This is a genomic window from Streptomyces sp. NPDC101776 (assembly GCF_044766845.1).
GTDB lineage: Bacteria > Actinomycetota > Actinomycetes > Streptomycetales > Streptomycetaceae > Streptomyces.
In genome coordinates this window covers 1,049,646-1,066,355 of sequence record NZ_JBIWMV010000001.1, presented here as the reverse complement: position 1 = coordinate 1,066,355, position 16,710 = coordinate 1,049,646, and the positions used below count along the sequence as shown (strand labels likewise).

The 16,710-nt window shown below is 71.5% G+C and carries 17 protein-coding genes; 9 read left to right on the top strand and 8 right to left on the bottom strand.

Annotated features, from left to right (window positions below; translation table 11 throughout):
• Positions 1-10: 10 nt before the first annotated feature.
• Positions 11-976 (bottom strand): pirin family protein, encoded by a 966-nt coding sequence (locus tag ACIRRY_RS04605; protein WP_403967836.1) that lies wholly within the window; start codon positions 974-976, stop codon positions 11-13.
• A gap of 171 nt (positions 977-1,147) precedes the next feature.
• On the opposite strand from ACIRRY_RS04605, the gene ACIRRY_RS04600 reads away from it, so the two are divergent.
• Genes ACIRRY_RS04600 through ACIRRY_RS04590 form a run of 3 tightly spaced genes read left to right on the top strand, consistent with a single transcriptional unit; the run spans position 1,148 to position 2,475 of the window.
• Positions 1,148-1,630, top strand: a complete 483-nt coding sequence (locus ACIRRY_RS04600; RefSeq protein ID WP_403967834.1) for a MarR family winged helix-turn-helix transcriptional regulator — start codon at positions 1,148-1,150, stop codon at positions 1,628-1,630.
• Positions 1,627-2,079: a MarR family winged helix-turn-helix transcriptional regulator gene (locus ACIRRY_RS04595; RefSeq protein ID WP_403967832.1), complete on the top strand. Its 453-nt coding sequence runs from the start codon at positions 1,627-1,629 to the stop codon at positions 2,077-2,079. Before ACIRRY_RS04600 ends, ACIRRY_RS04595 begins: the two co-directional genes overlap by 4 nt.
• 48 nt (positions 2,080-2,127) lie before the next feature.
• Positions 2,128-2,475, top strand: a complete 348-nt coding sequence (locus ACIRRY_RS04590; protein WP_403967830.1) for a tetratricopeptide repeat protein — start codon at positions 2,128-2,130, stop codon at positions 2,473-2,475.
• 62 nt (positions 2,476-2,537) lie between these two features.
• Here the strand turns inward: ACIRRY_RS04590 and ACIRRY_RS04585 are convergent, their stop codons facing one another.
• Positions 2,538-3,929 carry a PepSY-associated TM helix domain-containing protein gene (locus tag ACIRRY_RS04585; RefSeq protein ID WP_403967828.1) on the bottom strand — a complete coding sequence of 464 codons (1,392 nt, stop codon included), beginning with the start codon at positions 3,927-3,929 and terminating at the stop codon, positions 2,538-2,540.
• Positions 3,930-4,498: 569 nt separating this feature from the next.
• Between ACIRRY_RS04585 and ACIRRY_RS04580 the strand changes: the two genes are divergently transcribed.
• Positions 4,499-5,143 (top strand): peptide deformylase, encoded by a 645-nt coding sequence (locus ACIRRY_RS04580; protein WP_403967827.1) that lies wholly within the window; start codon positions 4,499-4,501, stop codon positions 5,141-5,143.
• Positions 5,144-5,181: 38 nt separating this feature from the next.
• Here ACIRRY_RS04580 and ACIRRY_RS04575 read toward each other — a convergent pair whose 3' ends face one another.
• Positions 5,182-6,612, bottom strand: coding sequence for a dihydrolipoyl dehydrogenase family protein (locus ACIRRY_RS04575; RefSeq protein WP_403967825.1), 1,431 nt, complete (start codon positions 6,610-6,612; stop codon positions 5,182-5,184).
• A 121-nt stretch (positions 6,613-6,733) separates the two neighbouring features.
• On the opposite strand from ACIRRY_RS04575, the gene trxA reads away from it, so the two are divergent.
• Positions 6,734-7,120 (top strand): thioredoxin, encoded by a 387-nt coding sequence (gene trxA / locus ACIRRY_RS04570; RefSeq protein WP_403967823.1) that lies wholly within the window; start codon positions 6,734-6,736, stop codon positions 7,118-7,120.
• A gap of 22 nt (positions 7,121-7,142) precedes the next feature.
• Here trxA and ACIRRY_RS04565 read toward each other — a convergent pair whose 3' ends face one another.
• Together ACIRRY_RS04565 and ACIRRY_RS04560 are read right to left on the bottom strand one after the other, a co-directional pair.
• Positions 7,143-8,579 carry a benzaldehyde dehydrogenase gene (locus ACIRRY_RS04565; protein WP_403967821.1) on the bottom strand — a complete coding sequence of 479 codons (1,437 nt, stop codon included), beginning with the start codon at positions 8,577-8,579 and terminating at the stop codon, positions 7,143-7,145.
• Positions 8,580-8,800: 221 nt separating this feature from the next.
• Positions 8,801-9,835 carry a LacI family DNA-binding transcriptional regulator gene (locus tag ACIRRY_RS04560; RefSeq protein ID WP_403967819.1) on the bottom strand — a complete coding sequence of 345 codons (1,035 nt, stop codon included), beginning with the start codon at positions 9,833-9,835 and terminating at the stop codon, positions 8,801-8,803.
• A 140-nt stretch (positions 9,836-9,975) separates the two neighbouring features.
• On the opposite strand from ACIRRY_RS04560, the gene ACIRRY_RS04555 reads away from it, so the two are divergent.
• Complete coding sequence (locus ACIRRY_RS04555; RefSeq protein WP_403967817.1) at positions 9,976-10,653, top strand: TetR/AcrR family transcriptional regulator; 678 nt, start codon at positions 9,976-9,978, stop codon at positions 10,651-10,653.
• Positions 10,654-10,691: 38 nt separating this feature from the next.
• On the top strand, positions 10,692-11,831 hold the full coding sequence (locus ACIRRY_RS04550; RefSeq protein ID WP_403967815.1) for an FAD-dependent oxidoreductase: 1,140 nt from the start codon (positions 10,692-10,694) through the stop codon (positions 11,829-11,831).
• 62 nt (positions 11,832-11,893) lie between these two features.
• On the opposite strand, the gene ACIRRY_RS04545 is transcribed toward ACIRRY_RS04550, so the two are convergent.
• The gene (locus ACIRRY_RS04545) at positions 11,894-12,574 is read right to left on the bottom strand and encodes a TetR/AcrR family transcriptional regulator (protein ID WP_403967813.1); all 681 of its coding nucleotides are present in this window, start codon (positions 12,572-12,574) and stop codon (positions 11,894-11,896) included.
• Between the two features lie 103 nt (positions 12,575-12,677).
• Here ACIRRY_RS04545 and ACIRRY_RS04540 point away from each other — a divergent pair, with 103 nt between their 5' ends.
• On the top strand, positions 12,678-13,241 hold the full coding sequence (locus ACIRRY_RS04540; protein ID WP_403967811.1) for an NAD(P)H-dependent oxidoreductase: 564 nt from the start codon (positions 12,678-12,680) through the stop codon (positions 13,239-13,241).
• Positions 13,242-13,313: 72 nt separating this feature from the next.
• Here the strand turns inward: ACIRRY_RS04540 and ACIRRY_RS04535 are convergent, their stop codons facing one another.
• Positions 13,314-14,195, bottom strand: coding sequence for an LLM class F420-dependent oxidoreductase (locus ACIRRY_RS04535; RefSeq protein WP_403967809.1), 882 nt, complete (start codon positions 14,193-14,195; stop codon positions 13,314-13,316).
• 74 nt (positions 14,196-14,269) lie between these two features.
• Positions 14,270-15,217: a TerC family protein gene (locus tag ACIRRY_RS04530; RefSeq protein ID WP_403967807.1), complete on the bottom strand. Its 948-nt coding sequence runs from the start codon at positions 15,215-15,217 to the stop codon at positions 14,270-14,272.
• 249 nt (positions 15,218-15,466) lie between these two features.
• Between ACIRRY_RS04530 and ACIRRY_RS04525 the strand changes: the two genes are divergently transcribed.
• On the top strand, positions 15,467-16,453 hold the full coding sequence (locus tag ACIRRY_RS04525; protein WP_403967805.1) for an alpha/beta hydrolase: 987 nt from the start codon (positions 15,467-15,469) through the stop codon (positions 16,451-16,453).
• Positions 16,454-16,710: the final 257 nt, after the last annotated feature.

Below are 16,710 nucleotides of genomic sequence, written 5' to 3'. Positions count from 1 at the left end.
CCCCAACACGTCAGCGCACCCGCCCCCGCGGCTTCAACCCCACCGGCGGCAACTCGGGCGCGGGCAGCGGATCGCCGTCGTAGCCCTTCACCTCGCCGAAGCGTGACCCGGTCATCCAGTCCGTGCGGGCCTGCTGGATCTCCTCCTGGGTGCGGCCGATCCAGTTCCAGAACATGATCAGCTCCTCGTCGAACGGCTCGCCCCCCAGCAGCATCAGGCCCGCGTCCGACGCGGCGCGCAGCGGGAGTTCGGTGCGGCCGCAGCCGAGGTAGAGCATCGAGCCCGGGAGGACCGGGACGCCGTCGACGTGGGCCTCGCCGGACATGGCCAGGACGGCGTACTCGAAGTCCGGCTCCAGCGGGAGGCGTACGTCCGCGCCGGCGGCGAGGGCCAGGTCCGCGCCGACGATCGGGGTGTACGTCGTGCCGGGCGAGGCCGCGCCGTCGACGTCGCCGAGGACGATCGTGGCGCGCAGGCCCGGCGCCGTGACGACCGGCAGTTCGGCGTGGTGCTCGAAGCGCGGGTCGACGTGCCGGTGGCTGTCGGGGAGGGCGACCCAGAGCTGCGCGCCGTGCAGGAAGCGCGCGTGTGTCCTGGGGCTCTGCTCGGCATGGCTGATCGCGCGGCCGGAGGTCATGAGGCCCAGTTCGCGCGGGCGGATCGTCGCGACGCTGCCGGTCGAGTCGCGGTGCAGCACCTCGCCCTCGTGCAGCCAACTCACCGTCTGCAGGCCCATGTGCGGGTGCGGAGGCACCTGCATCCCCGGCTCGTCGGCGATGTCGTCGGGACCGTAGTGATCCACGAAGCACCAGGCCCCGACCATACGGCGGCCCAGGTTGGGCAGCAGTCGGCGGACTTCGGTGGACTCGCCGAGCTGCACCCGGCGCGGACTGAGGAGTTCACGGACGGGCTCCGCCACCACGAAACCACGGCCGCCGCACAGGGCCGGAACCGCTTCGCGATCAAGATTGCTCATGGCGACAACCTAGCCCCGCCGAGGCCGTTCCGTCAGTCCTCAGCAGTCCGTCGGGCCCCCGCCGGTGCCGTCTCCCTCACCCCTCCCTCGACGCCCTCCTCCCGAATCCCCCGACGCCCTCCTCTCGAACAATAGTAGCCATGGACATAGTAGCCATGTACTGTATCGGTCATGAGTACGGCATCCGAGGGCGCGACGCCCGGTTTCCTGGTCTGGCGACTGTCGATGAAGTGGCGGGTGGCGGTCGACCGCGCGGTGGCACCCCTGGGGCTGACCCATGCGCAGTACTCCCTGGTGGCGTCGCTGTACGGCATGCAGCGCTCCGGGCTGCGCCCCAGCCAGCGGCACCTCGCCGACCACACCGGCCTCGAAGCCCTCTACGTCTCGAAGCTGGCCCGCGCCCTGGAGTCCGCCGGCCTCGTCGAGCGCACCCGGGACCCCCGCGATCCCCGCGCGGTCCAACTGGCCCTCACCGAGCAGGGCCGCGATGTGACCCGGCGGGCGATCAAGGTCGTCCACGGACTTCTGGAGCAGTTGCTTGAGCCGCTCGGCGGCCTCGACAGCGCGCGGGCCCGGGAGTTCGGCCGGGACCTGGCGACCCTGCTCGACACACCCCTCGACCATGCGAGTGAGCACGAGAAGGAGCAGTCATGACCACCACCGCACCCCGACTCGACCCCCGCGTCATCGGCCTCGCGCACTACGCCGGACGCGCCGTCCTGGAGAGCGTCCTGATCCGGCACGGCCTCGACTTCCAGCAGCAGATCACTCTCCGGCTCGTCGCCGTCGCCGACGGCCCCCTCGTCCGCGAACAGCTCGTCGGCGAGGTCGTCTCGGCGTTGAAGGTCGACGAGGCCACCGTGCGCGAGGTCCTCGACCGGCTGATCGCGGCGAAGCTGGTCGAGGCCGACGGAGTCGACGGGACCGAGGTCGGGATCACGGACGCCGGACGTGAGCGGTTCGAGCGGGTCGGCGGCGAGACCGGCGCCTACACCGCCCGGATCTACGCCGACATCCCGGACCAGGACCTGGAGACGGCCGGCCGGGTGCTGACTCTGATCACCGAGCGGGCCAACGCCGCGCTGGCCGCCGCAGCGGAGTAGTGGAATATTCAACCAACATGGTCCGTTGAGCCCGTCGAAGGAGGTCAAGTGGATATGACGTACTACGACCACGGGACGCCGGCGGAGCGCTGGGAGCGCGCGCAGATGTTCTTCGACGCCAAGGACTACGCCGCGGCGGCGCGGGTGTTGGGCGGGCTGGTCGAGGAGGTGCCCGAGCAGACCGGACCGCGCCTGTTGCTGGCGCGCGCCTACTACCACTCGGCCCAACTCCAGCGCGCCGAGGCCGAGTTGCGGATCCTCGTGGAGCGCGACCCGGTGGAGCACTACGCGCGGCTGATGCTGGGCCGCACCCTGGAGCGGCAGGGGCGGCACGAGGAGGCCGGCCCGCATCTGCGGATCGCCTCGGCGCTCGCGGGCGACTTCGAGCGGGTCTGACGGACAGCGAGTACGGCGGGGCCCGGTTCCTTGAATGGGACCGGGCCCCTTCGCGTGCGTCGCTACTTGGCGTACGTACGGCTGCCCCGGCGGTGGGCCACCTCGCCGAGCACGACGTCCACGGCGATGAACGCGGCCAGCGGGATGCCCAACAGCGGTACGAAATAGCCGAGTACGGCGATCACCGCCAGGCACGGGACGAGAACCAGCGGGGACATCTGGGCCCAGGCGCCGCGCGGGATCGGGCGGCCGAAGGAGGAGCCCCGGCCGCGCTGCCACCACATCCGGTAGCCCCACACGATCAGCAGGATCAGGGAGCCGGCGAGCAGCATCAGGGCTATCTGGTTCGCCAGGCCGAAGAGGACACCGGTGTGCAGGTCGATGCCCCAGCGGGTCAGTTTGGCGAGCAACGGGTAGTCGGCGAACCGGAGTTCGTCGGTGACCTTGCCGGTGGTGGGGTCGACGGCGACCGCGTCCTGTTTCTCGGGCCAACTGCGCTGGACCTGTTTGACGACGTACGCCGAGTTCGCGTCGGCGGGCGGCACGATCTCGACGGGGTTGCCCAGCCCCTCGGCCCGCGCGGCGGCGAGGATCTTGTCCAGGCCCACACCGTGTTCGGCGGCGCCGGTCGCGGTGGAGCCGCCGTGGCCCGCGTGCTCACCGCTCGCCGCCGCGGACACCGAGGGCGTGGACTGGCCCAGGGAGGTGCGGAGTTCGTCGATGTTGGCGCCCGCGTAGGTCGACCAGGTCAGTCCGGTCGCCGACAGGAAGATGAAGCCGACGGCGGCCCAGACGCCCACCGTTCCGTGCAGGCCCAGGGTGCGGCGCCGTCCGCTCGTGCCGCGCACCTTGCGCAGGGCGCGACGGCGGGAGAACCACAGCACCAGGCCACCGCCCGCGATGACCCACAGCCAGCTCGCGGCGAACTCGCTGTACAGGCGGCCGGTTTCACCGAGGTTGAGATTGCGGTGCAGGTCGTCCGTCCAGGTGCGCAGCGGGAGCGCGCCCGTCGAGCCGTACTGTTCGAGCGCACCGCGCACCTTTCCGGTGTACGGGTCGACGAACACGGCGAGGGTGTGGTCTGCGCGGACGCCCTTGACGCCGGAGAGCATGACGCGGGTGGTGGCGCCCGCCTCCGGAGAGGGGCGGACCGCCGAGACCGTGCCCTCGGGGTGCGCCTTGCGGGCGGCGGTCACCTGCTGCGAGATCGGCAGCTCACGGTCGCCGACGGGGACGGTCAACTCATGGGCGTAGACGATCCGTTCGGCCTGGAACGCACCGGCGTACAGAAAGCCGGTGGTCGCTGCGACGAGCAGGAACGGGGCGACGAGCACGCCGGCGTAGAAGTGCAGACGCAGGACCAGGGGACGCAGCGGGGCCCAGCGGCTGGGGGACGGCGCCGGGGCCGGCTCTTGCGGGACCTCGGCCGTGGCCGTCGAGGGAGCGGTGGACATGGGCGGGCTTCTCCGAGGGGCAGGGGGCGGGGACGGTTGGACCGGGGAGGGAGGCAGAGTCGGGCGGACGGGGGACGGGGGCAGATGAACCGGGAGGCAGAGGCAGGTCGGCCAGCGGCGGGACAGATGGGCGAGCGGCCGAGGCAGGTCGGCCAGGGACGGAGGCAGAGGCTGGCGAACCAGGGGGCAGAGGCAGGTGAACCGGGAGGCAGAAGCGAGTGGACCAAGGGGCAGTGGGAGATGGGCCGACGGGCGGGACCGGTGGTCCAGGGACAGGGCCGGTGGACCGGGAGCGGGTGTCTGAACCGGCGGGTGGGGGACGAGGGAGGCGGTGGTCGGATGACGGCAAAGCAGGGGACGACAGGGCTAGTGGCTACCTGGCAGGCGACAACTGGGCGGGTGGCTGATGGGCCGGTGGCTGCGAAGCCAACGGACGGGCGGGGCACGGCGCTTGGGGGTGTGGAAGCCGTAGTGGTCCAGTAGTCGGCGGGTGAAGGCGTCGAGTTCCCGTGGCTTCGCGTGGCGTGGGTCACATCGGGTGGCGCCGGAGGCCATGGCATCCTGGCGCGATGGCACTTCCCAGTGATCAAGCACCCCTGGCCGAGCGGGTCGAGGAACTCCTCGTCGGCGGCGGCCCGTTGCCCATCGTCGCGGCCGGTGACCCGGTGCTCAGGCGCGTAACCGAGCCGTTCGACGGTCAGTTGGAGCCCGCGCTGCTGGCCCGGTTCATCGAGGCCTTGCGCGTGACGATGCACGCGGCGCCGGGGGTGGGGGTCGCGGCCCCGCAGGTCGGGGTGGAGCTGCGGATCGCGGTGATCGAGGATCCCGCACCGGTGCCGGACGAGGTGCGGGTGGTGCGCGGGCGGGTGCCGCAGCCGTTCCGGGTGCTGGTCAATCCGTCGTACGAGCCCGTCGGTGACGGGCGGGCCGCGTTCTTCGAGGGGTGTCTGAGTGTGCCGGGCTGGCAGGCGGTGGTCGCGCGGCACGCCTCGGTGCGGCTGACCGGGCAGGACGAGCACGGGCGGGCGGTGGACGAGGTGTTCACCGGGTGGCCCGCGCGGATCGTGCAGCACGAGACGGACCACCTCGACGGTCTGCTCTATCTGGACCGGGCCGAACTGCGCTCGCTGTCGTCGAACGAGGCGATGGCGGAGCGCTGGGCGCAGCCGGCGCCGGACCTGGCGTCGGCTGCGCTCGGCTTCGAACTTCCGTAGCGAAGCGGGCTTCAACTGCCGTAGGGCATCAGGGGTGTTCAGCCCCGGTAGGCCTCCAGCAGGCGGAGCCAGACCTCGCTGATCGTCGGGTAGGACGGGACCGCGTGCCACAGGCGGTTGATCGGGACCTGGCCGGCTACCGCGATGGTCGCGGAGTGGATCAGTTCGCCGACGCCGGGGCCTACGAAGGTGACGCCGCGCAGGGTCTCGTCGTCGAGGTCGACGATCATGCGGGCGCGGCCCCGGTAACCGTCGGCGTAGAGGCCCGCGCCTGCCACCGAGGAGAACTCGACGTCGACCGCGCGGACGCGGTGGCCGGCCGCTTCGGCCTCGGCGAGGGAGAGGCCGACGGCCGCCGCCTCCGGGTCCGTGAAGACGACCTGGGGTACGGCGTCCTGGTCGGCGGTGGCCGCGTGGGCGCCCCAGGGGTCGGTCTCCAGCAGCGGGACGCCCTCGGCGCGGGCGGCGATCGCGGCACCCGCGATGCGGGCCTGGTACTTGCCCTGGTGGGTGAGGAGGGCGCGGTGGTTGACGTCGCCGACCGCGTACAGCCAGTCGCTGTCCTGGACACGCAGGGAGTCGTCCACCGTCAGCCAGGACCCCGGTTCCAGGCCGATCGTGTCGAGGCCGACGTCGTCGGTGTGCGGGACGCGTCCGGTGGCGAAGAGGATCTCGTCGGCCTCGATGCGGTCGCCGGTGTCGGTGACGGCGACGACGGTGCCGTTCTCGCGGGTCACCGCCGTGACGGACGTACCGGTGCGCAGGTCGACGCCGGCCTCGGCGAGCGCGTCGGCGACCAGTTCGCCGGCGAAGGGCTCCATGCGGGGCAGCAGGCCCTTGCCGCGGACGAGGAGGGTGACCCGGGAGCCCAGGGCCTGCCAGGCGGTCGCCATCTCGACGGCGACGACCCCGCCGCCGACCACGATCAGCCGGCCGGGCGCGGCCTGGGCGCTGGTGGCCTCGCGGCTGGTCCACGGCTCGACGTCGGCGAGTCCGGGCAGGTCGGGGAGGAGGGCGCGGGTGCCGGTGCACACGGCGACCGCGTGCCGGGCCGTGAGGACGTGCCGTACGCCGTCGGGGCCGGTGACCGTCACCCGGCGGGGGCCGTCGAGGCGGCCCTGGCCGCGGTAGAGGTCGGCGCCGATGCCGTCGAGCCACTGGACCTGGCCGTCGTCCTTCCAGCCCGAGGCCTCGTAGTCGCGGTGGGCGAGCACCGCGGCGGTGTCGAGGGGGCCCTGGACCAGGTGGCCGAGGCCGGGCACGCGGCGCGCGTCGGCGCGGGCGATGACCGGGCGCAGCAGGGCCTTGCTGGGCATGCAGGCCCAGTACGAGCACTCGCCGCCGATGAGTTCGCTCTCCACGATCGCGGTGGAGAGACCGGCCGCACGGGTGCGGTCGGCGACGTTCTCCCCCACGGGCCCGGCCCCGACCACCACGACGTCGTACACGATGGATTCCGTTTCCGTCATGGGGCCAGTCTGCTGGGTGGTGTGCGCTGAGGCCACACGGGTAGGGGCGCGGAATACGGGACCGGACGACCGTGTTGTCCGGGACGGCTTCGCCCCCACACCGAGAAGAGGGAATCACGTCATGAGCAGCACCGTGGAGCTCACCAAGGACAACTTCGACCAGACGGTCACGGACAACGACTTCGTCCTGATCGACTTCTGGGCGTCCTGGTGCGGGCCGTGCCGTCAGTTCGCCCCGGTCTACGAGAAGGCGGCCGAGGACAACCCGGACCTCGTCTTCGGCAAGATCGACACCGAGGCCCAGCCCGAGCTGGCGCAGGCCTTCGGCATCCAGTCGATCCCCACGCTGATGATCGTCCGTGACCGTGTCGCCGTGTTCGCCCAGCCCGGCGCCCTGCCGGAGGCCGCCCTGACGGACGTCATCGGCCAGGCCCGCAAGCTCGACATGGACGAGGTCCGCAAGTCGGTCGCCGAGCAGCAGGAGCAGGCCGAGCAGAACGGTCAGTAAGTCCGGGAGTTCTCAAGGACTTTCAGAACGGGTACGACGCCACGTCCCCGCGCACCGTCGTCCAGCGCACGTCGGTGAAGGCCTCCAGATTGGCCTCGCCGCCGAAGCGGGCGCCGGTGCCGGACGCGGCGACCCCGCCGAAGGGGGCCACGGCCTCGTCGTTCACGGTCTGGTCGTTGATGTGGACGATCCCGGTGGGGATGCGTTCCGCGAGGTCCAGGCCGCGGGCGCTGTCGCGCGTGACGATCCCGAGCGACAGGCCGTACGGTCCGGACGCTGCCAGCGCCGCCGCCTCCTCGGTGGTGGCGAAGGACCGTACCGGCGCCACCGGGCCGAAGACCTCCTCCGCGTAGGCGGGGGTGTCGTCGTCGACGCCGGCGAGGACGGTCGGCCGGTAGAAGAGTTCCTCGTGCGTGCCACCGGCCGCCAGCCTGGCGCCACTTGCCGTGCTGGCCTCAACGAGGCCGTGAATCTTGGTGAGTTGGGCGCTGTCGATGATCGGGCCGAGGTGGACCTGCGCGCGGTGCGGGTCGCCCACGGCGAGCAAGTCGGCCTTGGCGGCAAGGCGTTCGACGTACTCCTCGTAGAGCGACTCGTGGACGAGGTGGCGCCCGGTCGTCATGCAGATCTGGCCCTGGTGGAAGAACGAACCCCAGGCCGCCGTCGAGATCACCGCGTCCAGGTCGGCGTCCGCCAGCACGATCAGGGCCGAGTTCCCGCCCAACTCCAGGTGGGCGCGCTTGAGATGACGCCCCGCCGCCTCACCGACCGCGCGTCCGGCGGCGGTTGAGCCCGTGAAGGAGATGACGGGCACCTGCGGGTCGGCGACCAGCGCGGCTCCCACCTCCGCGCCGCCGGGCAGGACTTGGAGCAACCCGTCGGGCAGGCCCGCCTCCGCGAAGACCGCCGCGAGCGAGAGTCCCCCGCAGACCGCCGTGCGCGGGTCCGGCTTGAGGACGACCGCGTTGCCGAGCGCGAGCGCCGGGGCGACCGAGCGGATCGAGAGGATCAGCGGGGCGTTGAACGGCGCGATCACGCCGACGGCTCCGACCGGGATGCGGCGGGTGTACGACAGCCGGGGCGCCTCCGTGGGGAGGACCTGTCCTGCGGGGCGGGAGGCGAGCGCGGCGGCCTCGTAGCACTCCTGGGCGGCGACGTGCAGCTCGAAGTCCGCCTTGCCGGGGATCGACCCGGACTCCCGCACGAGCCACTCGCGCAGCTCCTCGGCGTGCGCGGCGAACAGGTCACCGGCCCTGCGCAGCACACCGGCGCGGACGAAGTGCGGGACGCGCGCCCACTCGGTCTGCGCGGCGAGGGCCGCCCGCACGGCCGGCCGTATGTCCTCGGCGGCGGCGAGCGTGACGGTACCGAGCGTGTCGCCGGTGGCGGGCTCGGTGACCGGGTACTCGGGGCCCGACAGGGGGCGGGGCTGCCAGGTCTTGGAGTCGAGCAGCGGCATGGCGGTTCTCCGATCCGTCACCGGCGGGACCCGCCCGGGGCGGCGCGAGTCCCGTGTCTTCGCGGCCGGTTGAGCGACCGCGTGCCGGGATGCGGTGATCCGGCGCAGCCGTGGGAGCCGCGTCGGTGGTCGCACGCATCCCCGTGGTTGAGCACGCAACATTCTAGTCGCGTACGGCCGTTTCGCCCCGGGCGCGGTTCTTGGGCCCGGGGCGGCCCGGATCAGGTGGAGTCGCGGTGCACCACCGAGGCGCCGAGCAGTTCGTGCGTGCCGGGTACGGCGGAGGGGTCGCGTACCGCGCAGTCGACCAGTTCGGCGAGGTCGCGGCCGGACGGCAGCTGGATGTGGACGGTGCTCAGGCGCGGGCGCAGCAGCCGGCCGATCATCAGGTCGTCGGCGCCGATCACGGCCGTGTCCTCGGGGATGCGGATGCCTTCGTCCTGGAGGGCGCGCATCAGCAGCATCGCGTACTCGTCGTTGTACGTGAACACGGCGTCGAGGCCGAGCGCGCGCCAGCCCGCGGCGACCTTGGCGGCGCTCTCCTCGCTGTAGGCGAGCGGGAGTTCGGTCACCGTGGCATCCGTGTCGAGCAGGGCGCGGCGCACACCTTCGAGGCGCGGGCGGGAGAAAGCCTCCAGGCCGGGTTCCTCGGGCACGACCACACCGATCCGGCGCCGGCCGCGGCCGTAGAGATGCGTGCCGGCGTGGTGGCCGACGCTCACGTGGTCCAGGAGGAGGGCGTGGGCGCCCTCGACCCGCTCGGGGCCGAGGGTGAGGACGGCCCGGGCGCCGGAGCGTTTGAGGACGGCGACGCCCTGCGGGCCGAGTCCGGCGCCGGGCACCAGGACGGCGACCGGGCGGAGTTCGGCCCAGGCGCGGGCGGCCTCGTCGCCGTGCAGCCCGACGGAGCCGTGCTGCACGACCGTGTAGTCGAGACGGCTGAGCGCCCACTGGAGTTCGGCCATGAACTGGCTGTAGAGCAGTCCCACCGGCACGGTCGGCGCCGGCATCAGCACCATCCGGCTGTGCCCGGCGCGCAGACTGCGGGCCGCGGCGTGCGGGACGTACCCCAGTTCCTTGGCGGCCTCGTGGACACGGCGACGGGTGGGTTCGCTGATCCGTACGGCGCTGGTGTTGTTGAGGACGTAGGAGACGGTCGCGCGTGAGACGCCCGCCAGCCGGGCCACATCGGCGCTCGTGGGAACGGAGCGCGGTGCGGGCGACAAAGCTGCGGGCGTTTTCGGTATCTGCACCATGACGTACGGCATCTTGGCAGAAGCCGGGGCCGAAGAGTGCGGCGGGGGAACGGCCGTCACGAGAGCAGCATGGTCCGGTATTTTACGAACATGTTCGTCACGAACTTGTTCGGAGCGAACATGTTCGTTATCGTGAAGGCATGACAGCTCGCCCCGACACCCCGCGCAGCCGCCGTGACCGACCGGCGAAACCCGCCCTGAGCAGGGAGGGAATCGTCGCCGCCGCACTGACGGTGCTCCGCGCGGAGGGCCTGAACAAGGTCACCATGCGACGCCTGGCCCAGGAGCTCGACACCGGTCCGGCCTCGTTGTACGTGTACGTCCGCAACACCGCGGAGCTGCACGCGGCGGTCCTGGACGAGCTGCTCGGCACGATCGGTCCCGCGCCCGCCGAGGGTTCCTGGCGCGAGCGGCTGGAGCAGGTGCTCACGGCGTACACGGCGATGCTCTTCGAGCACCCGAGCCTCGCCCGTTCGGCGCTGACGGCCTGGCCCAGCGGCCCGCACTACCTGAACCTGATCGAGACCCTGCTGGCCCTGCTCGACGAGGGCGATGTCCCACCGGCGCAGGCCGCGTGGGGCGTGGACCTGCTGCTCCAGCAGGCCACGGCGACGGCCGCCGAGCACTCGGGCGAGGACGCCGCCCAGGAGGACTGGGACACCCTGACCGATGCCGTGCGCAATGCGTCCGACCGGACCCACCCGCACATCGCGGCCCGCTCCGGCGACCTGCTCGCGGGGGCGCCCCTGGCCCGTCTGTCATGGCGGTTCCAGGCACTGATCACCGGGATCGAGAAGACCGCCGTTCCCCCCAACTGACCCTTTTTCCCGGCCACTTCGCTTCAAGGAGGCCCATCATGACCACCACTCCCCATCACCCCGTCGCCATCGTCGGCGGCGGACTCGGCGGGCTCACACTCGCCCGGGTCCTGCACGTCAACGGCATCGAGGCGGCCGTCTTCGACCTGGACGCCTCCCCCGCCGCCCGCACCCAGGGCGGCATGCTCGACATCCACGACGACTCGGGCCAGCCGGCACTGCGCGCGGCGGGCCTGTACGAGGAGTTCCGCGCGCTGGTCAACCCGGGCGGCGAAGCCACCCGCGTCCTGGACAAGACCGCCGCGGTCCTCCTGGACGACCCCGACGACGGCACCGGCGGACGCCCCGAGATCGACCGCGGCCAGTTGCGCGACCTGCTGCTCGGCGCGCTGCCCGACGGCACCGTCCGCTGGGGCGCGAGGGTCACCGGCGCCCGCCCGCTCGACGGCGGCCGGCACGAGGTGACCCTCGCGGACGGCACCTCCTTCACCACCGATCTGCTGATCGGCGCGGACGGCGCCTGGTCCAAGGTGCGGCCCCTGCTCTCGGACGCGCGGCCCGCGTACACCGGCATCTCGTTCGTCGAGGTGGACCTGCCGGACGCCGCCGTACGGCATCCCGTGAGCGCCGAGGTCGTCGGCGGCGGCATGATGATGGCGCTCGGCGCGGGCAAGGGCTTCCTGGCCCACCGCGAGACCGACGGGAGCCTGCACATCTACGTGGCGCTCGGCGTCCCCGAGGACGCGTTCGACGGCGTCGACTTCACGGACACCGAGGCGGCGAAGGCGTACACCCTGGAGCACTTCGCGGACTGGGACAAGAGCCTGCGGGCGCTGCTCGCCGACGCGGACGGGCCGCTGACCCCGCGGCAGATCCACGCCCTGCCGATCGGGCACCGCTGGGCTCGGGTGCCCGGGGTCACGCTGCTGGGCGACGCGGCCCATCTGATGTCACCGTTCGCGGGCGTGGGCGCCAACCTGGCCATGCTCGACGGCGCCGAACTGGGCCAGGCGCTGGCCGCGTACCCGGGCGACACGGAGGCCGCGCTGGCCGCGTACGAGGAGAAGCTGTTCCCGCGCGGCGAGGAGTCGGCGGCGGAGTCGGCGGCGAACGGCGTCCTGATGTTCCGCGAGGACGCTCCGCAGGGCATGCTCGACTTCTTCGCCGGCCTCGGCTGAGGCGGCACGGCAGCAGAGGCTCGGCGGGACGGGCTCGGCCGAGGAGGCTCAACAGAGCTGATTCAGCAGGGATTTGGCGTCCGGGTCACGCGCGCGACGAGGTCGATCCAGCCGGCCTCAAGCCGCTCCATCGGCATCCCGCACTGCCTGGTCAGATGATTGATCAGGGCGGGGTCGAGATACGCCATGAGCGTCTGGGAGAGCAGTTCGCAGTCGGCGTCCGGCACGATCTGCCGCAGCAGCATCATCACGTGGGTGTGCAGCGCCCGGAGCGCGGAGTGGGCGAACCGCCGGGTGGGCTCCGGCTGGGCGGCCAGTTGCAGGTCCAGTTGCTCGGCACTGCGGTACAGCACCGCCACACCGAAGGCGCGCAGCCGCTCGACGGGCGGGGCTCCGGGGCCCAGCGGGGGCGGGCCGCCGAGGAAGTCGGCCTGGAGCGTTTGCGCGGAATGGTCGAGCAGCGCCATCAACAGGCCGGTGCGGTCGCCGAAGCGGCGGAAGACCGTTCCCTTGCCGACCTCGGCGGCGGCGGCCACGGCCTCCATGGTGACGCCGGCCACGCCGTGCTCGGCGATCAGCCGGGCGGCGGCCTCCAGCAGCTTGGCACGGTTGCGGGCCGCGTCGGCGCGCAGGCAGGGGTTGTCGGCGAAGGAGCGGACCTCCAGCAACTGGGGTTCGCTTATGGACTCCTCGGGCTTCGGGAAGGGTGGCAGGGCGCTGGACATGAAGACAGCGTAAAGCACCGGGAAGAAAACTGGACCGCGGTCCGCTTAGGCTGGTACAACTTTTAAACGGACCTCGGTCCGGATCGTTACAGCAGTGTTTCAGCCCCCCTTTGGAGTCTCCATGTCTGTTCGTATCCTCGCGCTCGTCGGCAGCCTGCGTGCCGGCTCGCACAACCGCCAGCTCGCCGAGGCCGCCGTGAAGTTCGCGCCCGAGGGCTCCGACATCGAGATCTTCGAGGGTCTCGCTGACATCCCGTTCTACAACGAGGACATCGACGTCGAGGGCGACGTCCCGGCCGCCGCCGCCAAGCTGCGCGCCGCCGCCGGTGCCGCGGACGGGTTCCTCTTCTTCTCCCCCGAGTACAACGGCACCATCCCGGCCGTCCTGAAGAACGCCATCGACTGGCTGTCCCGCCCCTACGGCGCCAGCGGCTTCGGCGGAAAGCCGGTCGTCGTGGTCGGCACCGCCTATGGCCAGTTCGGCGGCGTGTGGGCGCAGGACGAGGCCCGCAAGGCCGTGGGCATCGCCGGCGGCAAGGTCATCGAGGAGCTCAAGCTCTCGATCCCCGGTTCCGTGGTCCGCTTCGCCGAGACCCACCCGTCCGAGGACGCCGAGGTCGTCGCCCAGCTGACCGAGGTCCTCTCCCAGCTGAAGGGCCACGCGGGCGAGGCCGTCGCCGTCTGATCGAGGCACCCCGCTTCACCGTGAAAGGGGCCGGAGTCCTGTGAACTCCGGCCCCTTTCACGTCGGTTCACGTCAGTCCAGCTCGGCCAGGCGCGGTACCGCCGGTGCCACGAACCGCTCGATCCACTCGGCCGGCTCCCCGGTGCGCGGGCCCAGGATCACCGTGTCGATCCCGAGCTTCGTGAAGCCGGTGATCTCCCGCAGGAAGGCCTCGGTGTCCCCCGTGGTGACCGACTCGCCGGTGTGGACGATCGTCTTGCGGATACGGTCGTAGTCGCGCCCCAGCCGATCACAGTGACCCCGCAGCACATCGAGCTTGTGCCGCAGCTCGTCCGGTGTCGACACGATCAGGTTGCAGGCGTCGGCGTACTGGGCGACCAGGCGCAGTGTCTTCTTCTCGCCGCCCCCGCCGATCATGATCTCGGGGTGCGGGCTGCTGACCGGCGCGGGCACGCACAGGGTCTCGGCCAGCCGGTAGTGCTTGCCCTCGAAGGGGCCGTTCGCCTCCGGGTCCCACATCTGGAGGCAGATCCGCAGGGTCTCCTCCAGCCGCTCGAAACGCTCCGCGACCGGCGGGTAGTGCACGCCGAGACCGTGGTGCTCACGGTCGTACCAGGCCGCCCCGATACCCAGCGTGGCCCGGCCGCCGGACAGGACGTCGAGCGTGGTGGCGATCTTGGCGAGCAACCCCGGGTTCCGGTACGTCACACCGGTCACCAGCGCGCCGAGCCGGACCGTGGAGGTGTGGCCGGCCAGGAAGCCCAGCGTCGTGTAGGCCTCCAGCATGGCGTCCTCGGCGCCGCCGTTGAACTCCATCTGGAAGTAGTGGTCCATCACCGAGAGCCAGCTGACGCCCGCCGCCTCGGCAGCGGCGCCCGCCGCGGCCAGCTCGGGCCCGATCGCGGCCGGCCCTCCGGGATGGTTGAACCGGTTGATGTGTACGCCGACCCGCATGTCCGACTCCGTTCCACAGTTCCCCCGGACCTTCACCGTCCCTCGTGACGGTAGGTCTTCGAGCGTTCTCGAAGTCAAGCGCTTTGCGTCCTCGTGGCGCGCAGGCTGGTGAACGTGGTCACCGCGAGGACCAGCACGATGAAGCCGAGAGAGAAGGGGATGGAGATCTGCGGGACGTGCACCCCGGACTCGTGCAGGGCGTGCAGCACCAGTTTGACGCCGATGAAGCCGAGGATGATCGACAGGCCGTAACTGAGGTGGACGAGCTTCTTCAGCAGGCCGCCGATGAGGAAGTAGAGCTGCCGCAGGCCCATCAGGGCGAAGGCGTTGGCGGTGAAGACGATGTACGGGTCCTGGGTGAGGCCGTAGATCGCGGGGATCGAGTCGAGCGCGAAGAGCACGTCGGTGGAGCCGATGGCGAGCATCACGACCAGCATCGGGGTCATGATCCGCTTGCCGTTCTCCGTGATGAACAGCTTGGTGCCGTGGTAGCGGTCGGCCACGCCGAAGCGGCGCTCGGCGATCTTGAGGAGCTTGTTCTCCTCGTACTCCTCCTCGTGTGCACCCTTGCGGGCGTCCTGGACCAGCTTCCAGGCGGTCCAGATCAGGAACGCGCCGAAGAGGTAGAACACCCAGGAGAACGTGGAGATGATCGCGGCGCCGGCCGCGATGAAGCCGGCGCGCAGCACCAGGGCGATGAGGACGCCGACCATCAGGACACGCTGCTGGTACTGCGAGGGCACCGCGAACTTGCCCATGATCAGCACGAAGACGAAGAGGTTGTCGACGCTGAGCGACTTCTCGGTGATGTACCCGGCGAAGAACTCCCCGGTCGGCCCACTCCCGCCGAAGATCAGGATTCCGAGCCCGAACAGACAGGCCAGGACGACCCAGATCACGGTCCAGACGCCGGCTTCCTTGATGGACACGTCGTGGGGTTTGCGGCCGATGAGGAAGTCGACGCCGACGAGTGCGCACAGGGCGGCGATCGTCAGCAGCCAGCCGGTCAGGGAGATGTTCACGGGTGGTGCTCCTGGTGCGGGGGTGGGGGGAGGTGGTCCATGGCATGGATGGGGTGATCCAAGCCAGTTCGGACATCGTTGTCGACACGAGGGATCACTTCCACGTCCCTCGGGTGAACAACAGATCACGTGCTGGCAAGGCACCCGCCGTACGGCGGAGAGGTTCCGCCGTACGGCGGTGGGCTGATCCGGGGCATACGCGCGGAGTATGACCGTACGAGCCGCAGCGCCCAGTGTCAGGAGAAGCGCATGACGTCGTCCGTCCCGCCCCCGCCCCCGTTCGACCCGGAACTCGCCGGAGCGCTGGAGTTGATCCGGGAGTTCATCTCACCGGGGATGACCTTGGAGGACATCGACGAGATCCGCCGGGGCCCGGCGATCACGCAGTCGATGCAGATGGACCTCACTCTGGACGGGGCCTTCGCCGTCGAGGACAGGGAGGTGGCGGGGCCGGCCGGGGAACCCGACATCACGCTGCTGGTCTGCCGTCCGACCGCCCCGGCGACGGCGGGCGCGCTGCCCGTCATCTACCACGTGCACGGCGGCGGGATGGTGCTCGGCGACCGGCGGGTGGGGGTGACCGGGGCACTGGAGTACGCGCGGGAACTGGACGCGGTGGTCGTGTCGGTGGAGTACCGGCTGGCGCCCGAACATCCGCATCCCGCGCCGATCGAGGACGTGTACGCCGGGCTGCTGTGGACGGCGGAGCACGCGAAGGAGATCGGTGGCGACCCGGAGCGGATCGTCGTGATGGGCGCGAGCGCCGGCGGCGGGCTGTCGGCGGCGCTGGCCCTGCTCACCCGGGACCGCGGCGGACCGCGCCCGATCGGGCAATTGCTGCTGTGCCCGATGCTCGACGACCGCAACGACACCCCGTCCGCGCACCAGATGGTCGGCGTCGGCGTCTGGGACCGCACGGCGAACGAGACCGGCTGGACCGCCCTCCTCGGCGACCGCCGCGGCGGCCCCGACGTCTCGCCGTACGCCGCACCGGCCCGGGCCGAGGACCTCACGGGTCTGCCCCCGGCCTTCCTCGACGTCGGCTCGGCGGAGACCTTCCGCGACGAGGTCGTCACCTACGCGTCCCGCCTCTGGCAGTCGGGCGGCATCGCCGAACTCCACGTCTGGCCCGGCGGCTTCCACGGCTTCGACGGCTTCGCTCCCCAGGCGGCGGTGTCCCAGGCGGCCCGGGCGGCACATGTGAGCTGGCTGCGGAGGTTGCTGGCGACGGCTTGAGCGGGGGCGGGGGTACGGCTGGGGGTGAGACGGGTGTGCTCCGTCGCCGCGGTTCGACCGGGCGCACCGCCTGGGTGGCTGCGGGGATCCTGGTGAGTCGCCTACGGGCACGGAGAAGGGTACGGGGGCCTCAGCGACAGTGACTCATGGGCGCTCCGAAGGTGATCCCCGGTTGGCCGGAACGGGGTCCGAAACAGCCGGAGCGCCGGACGGTCCTCGGTACGGAGGGAGGCTGGGGACTGCCGCTGGGTGGCCGC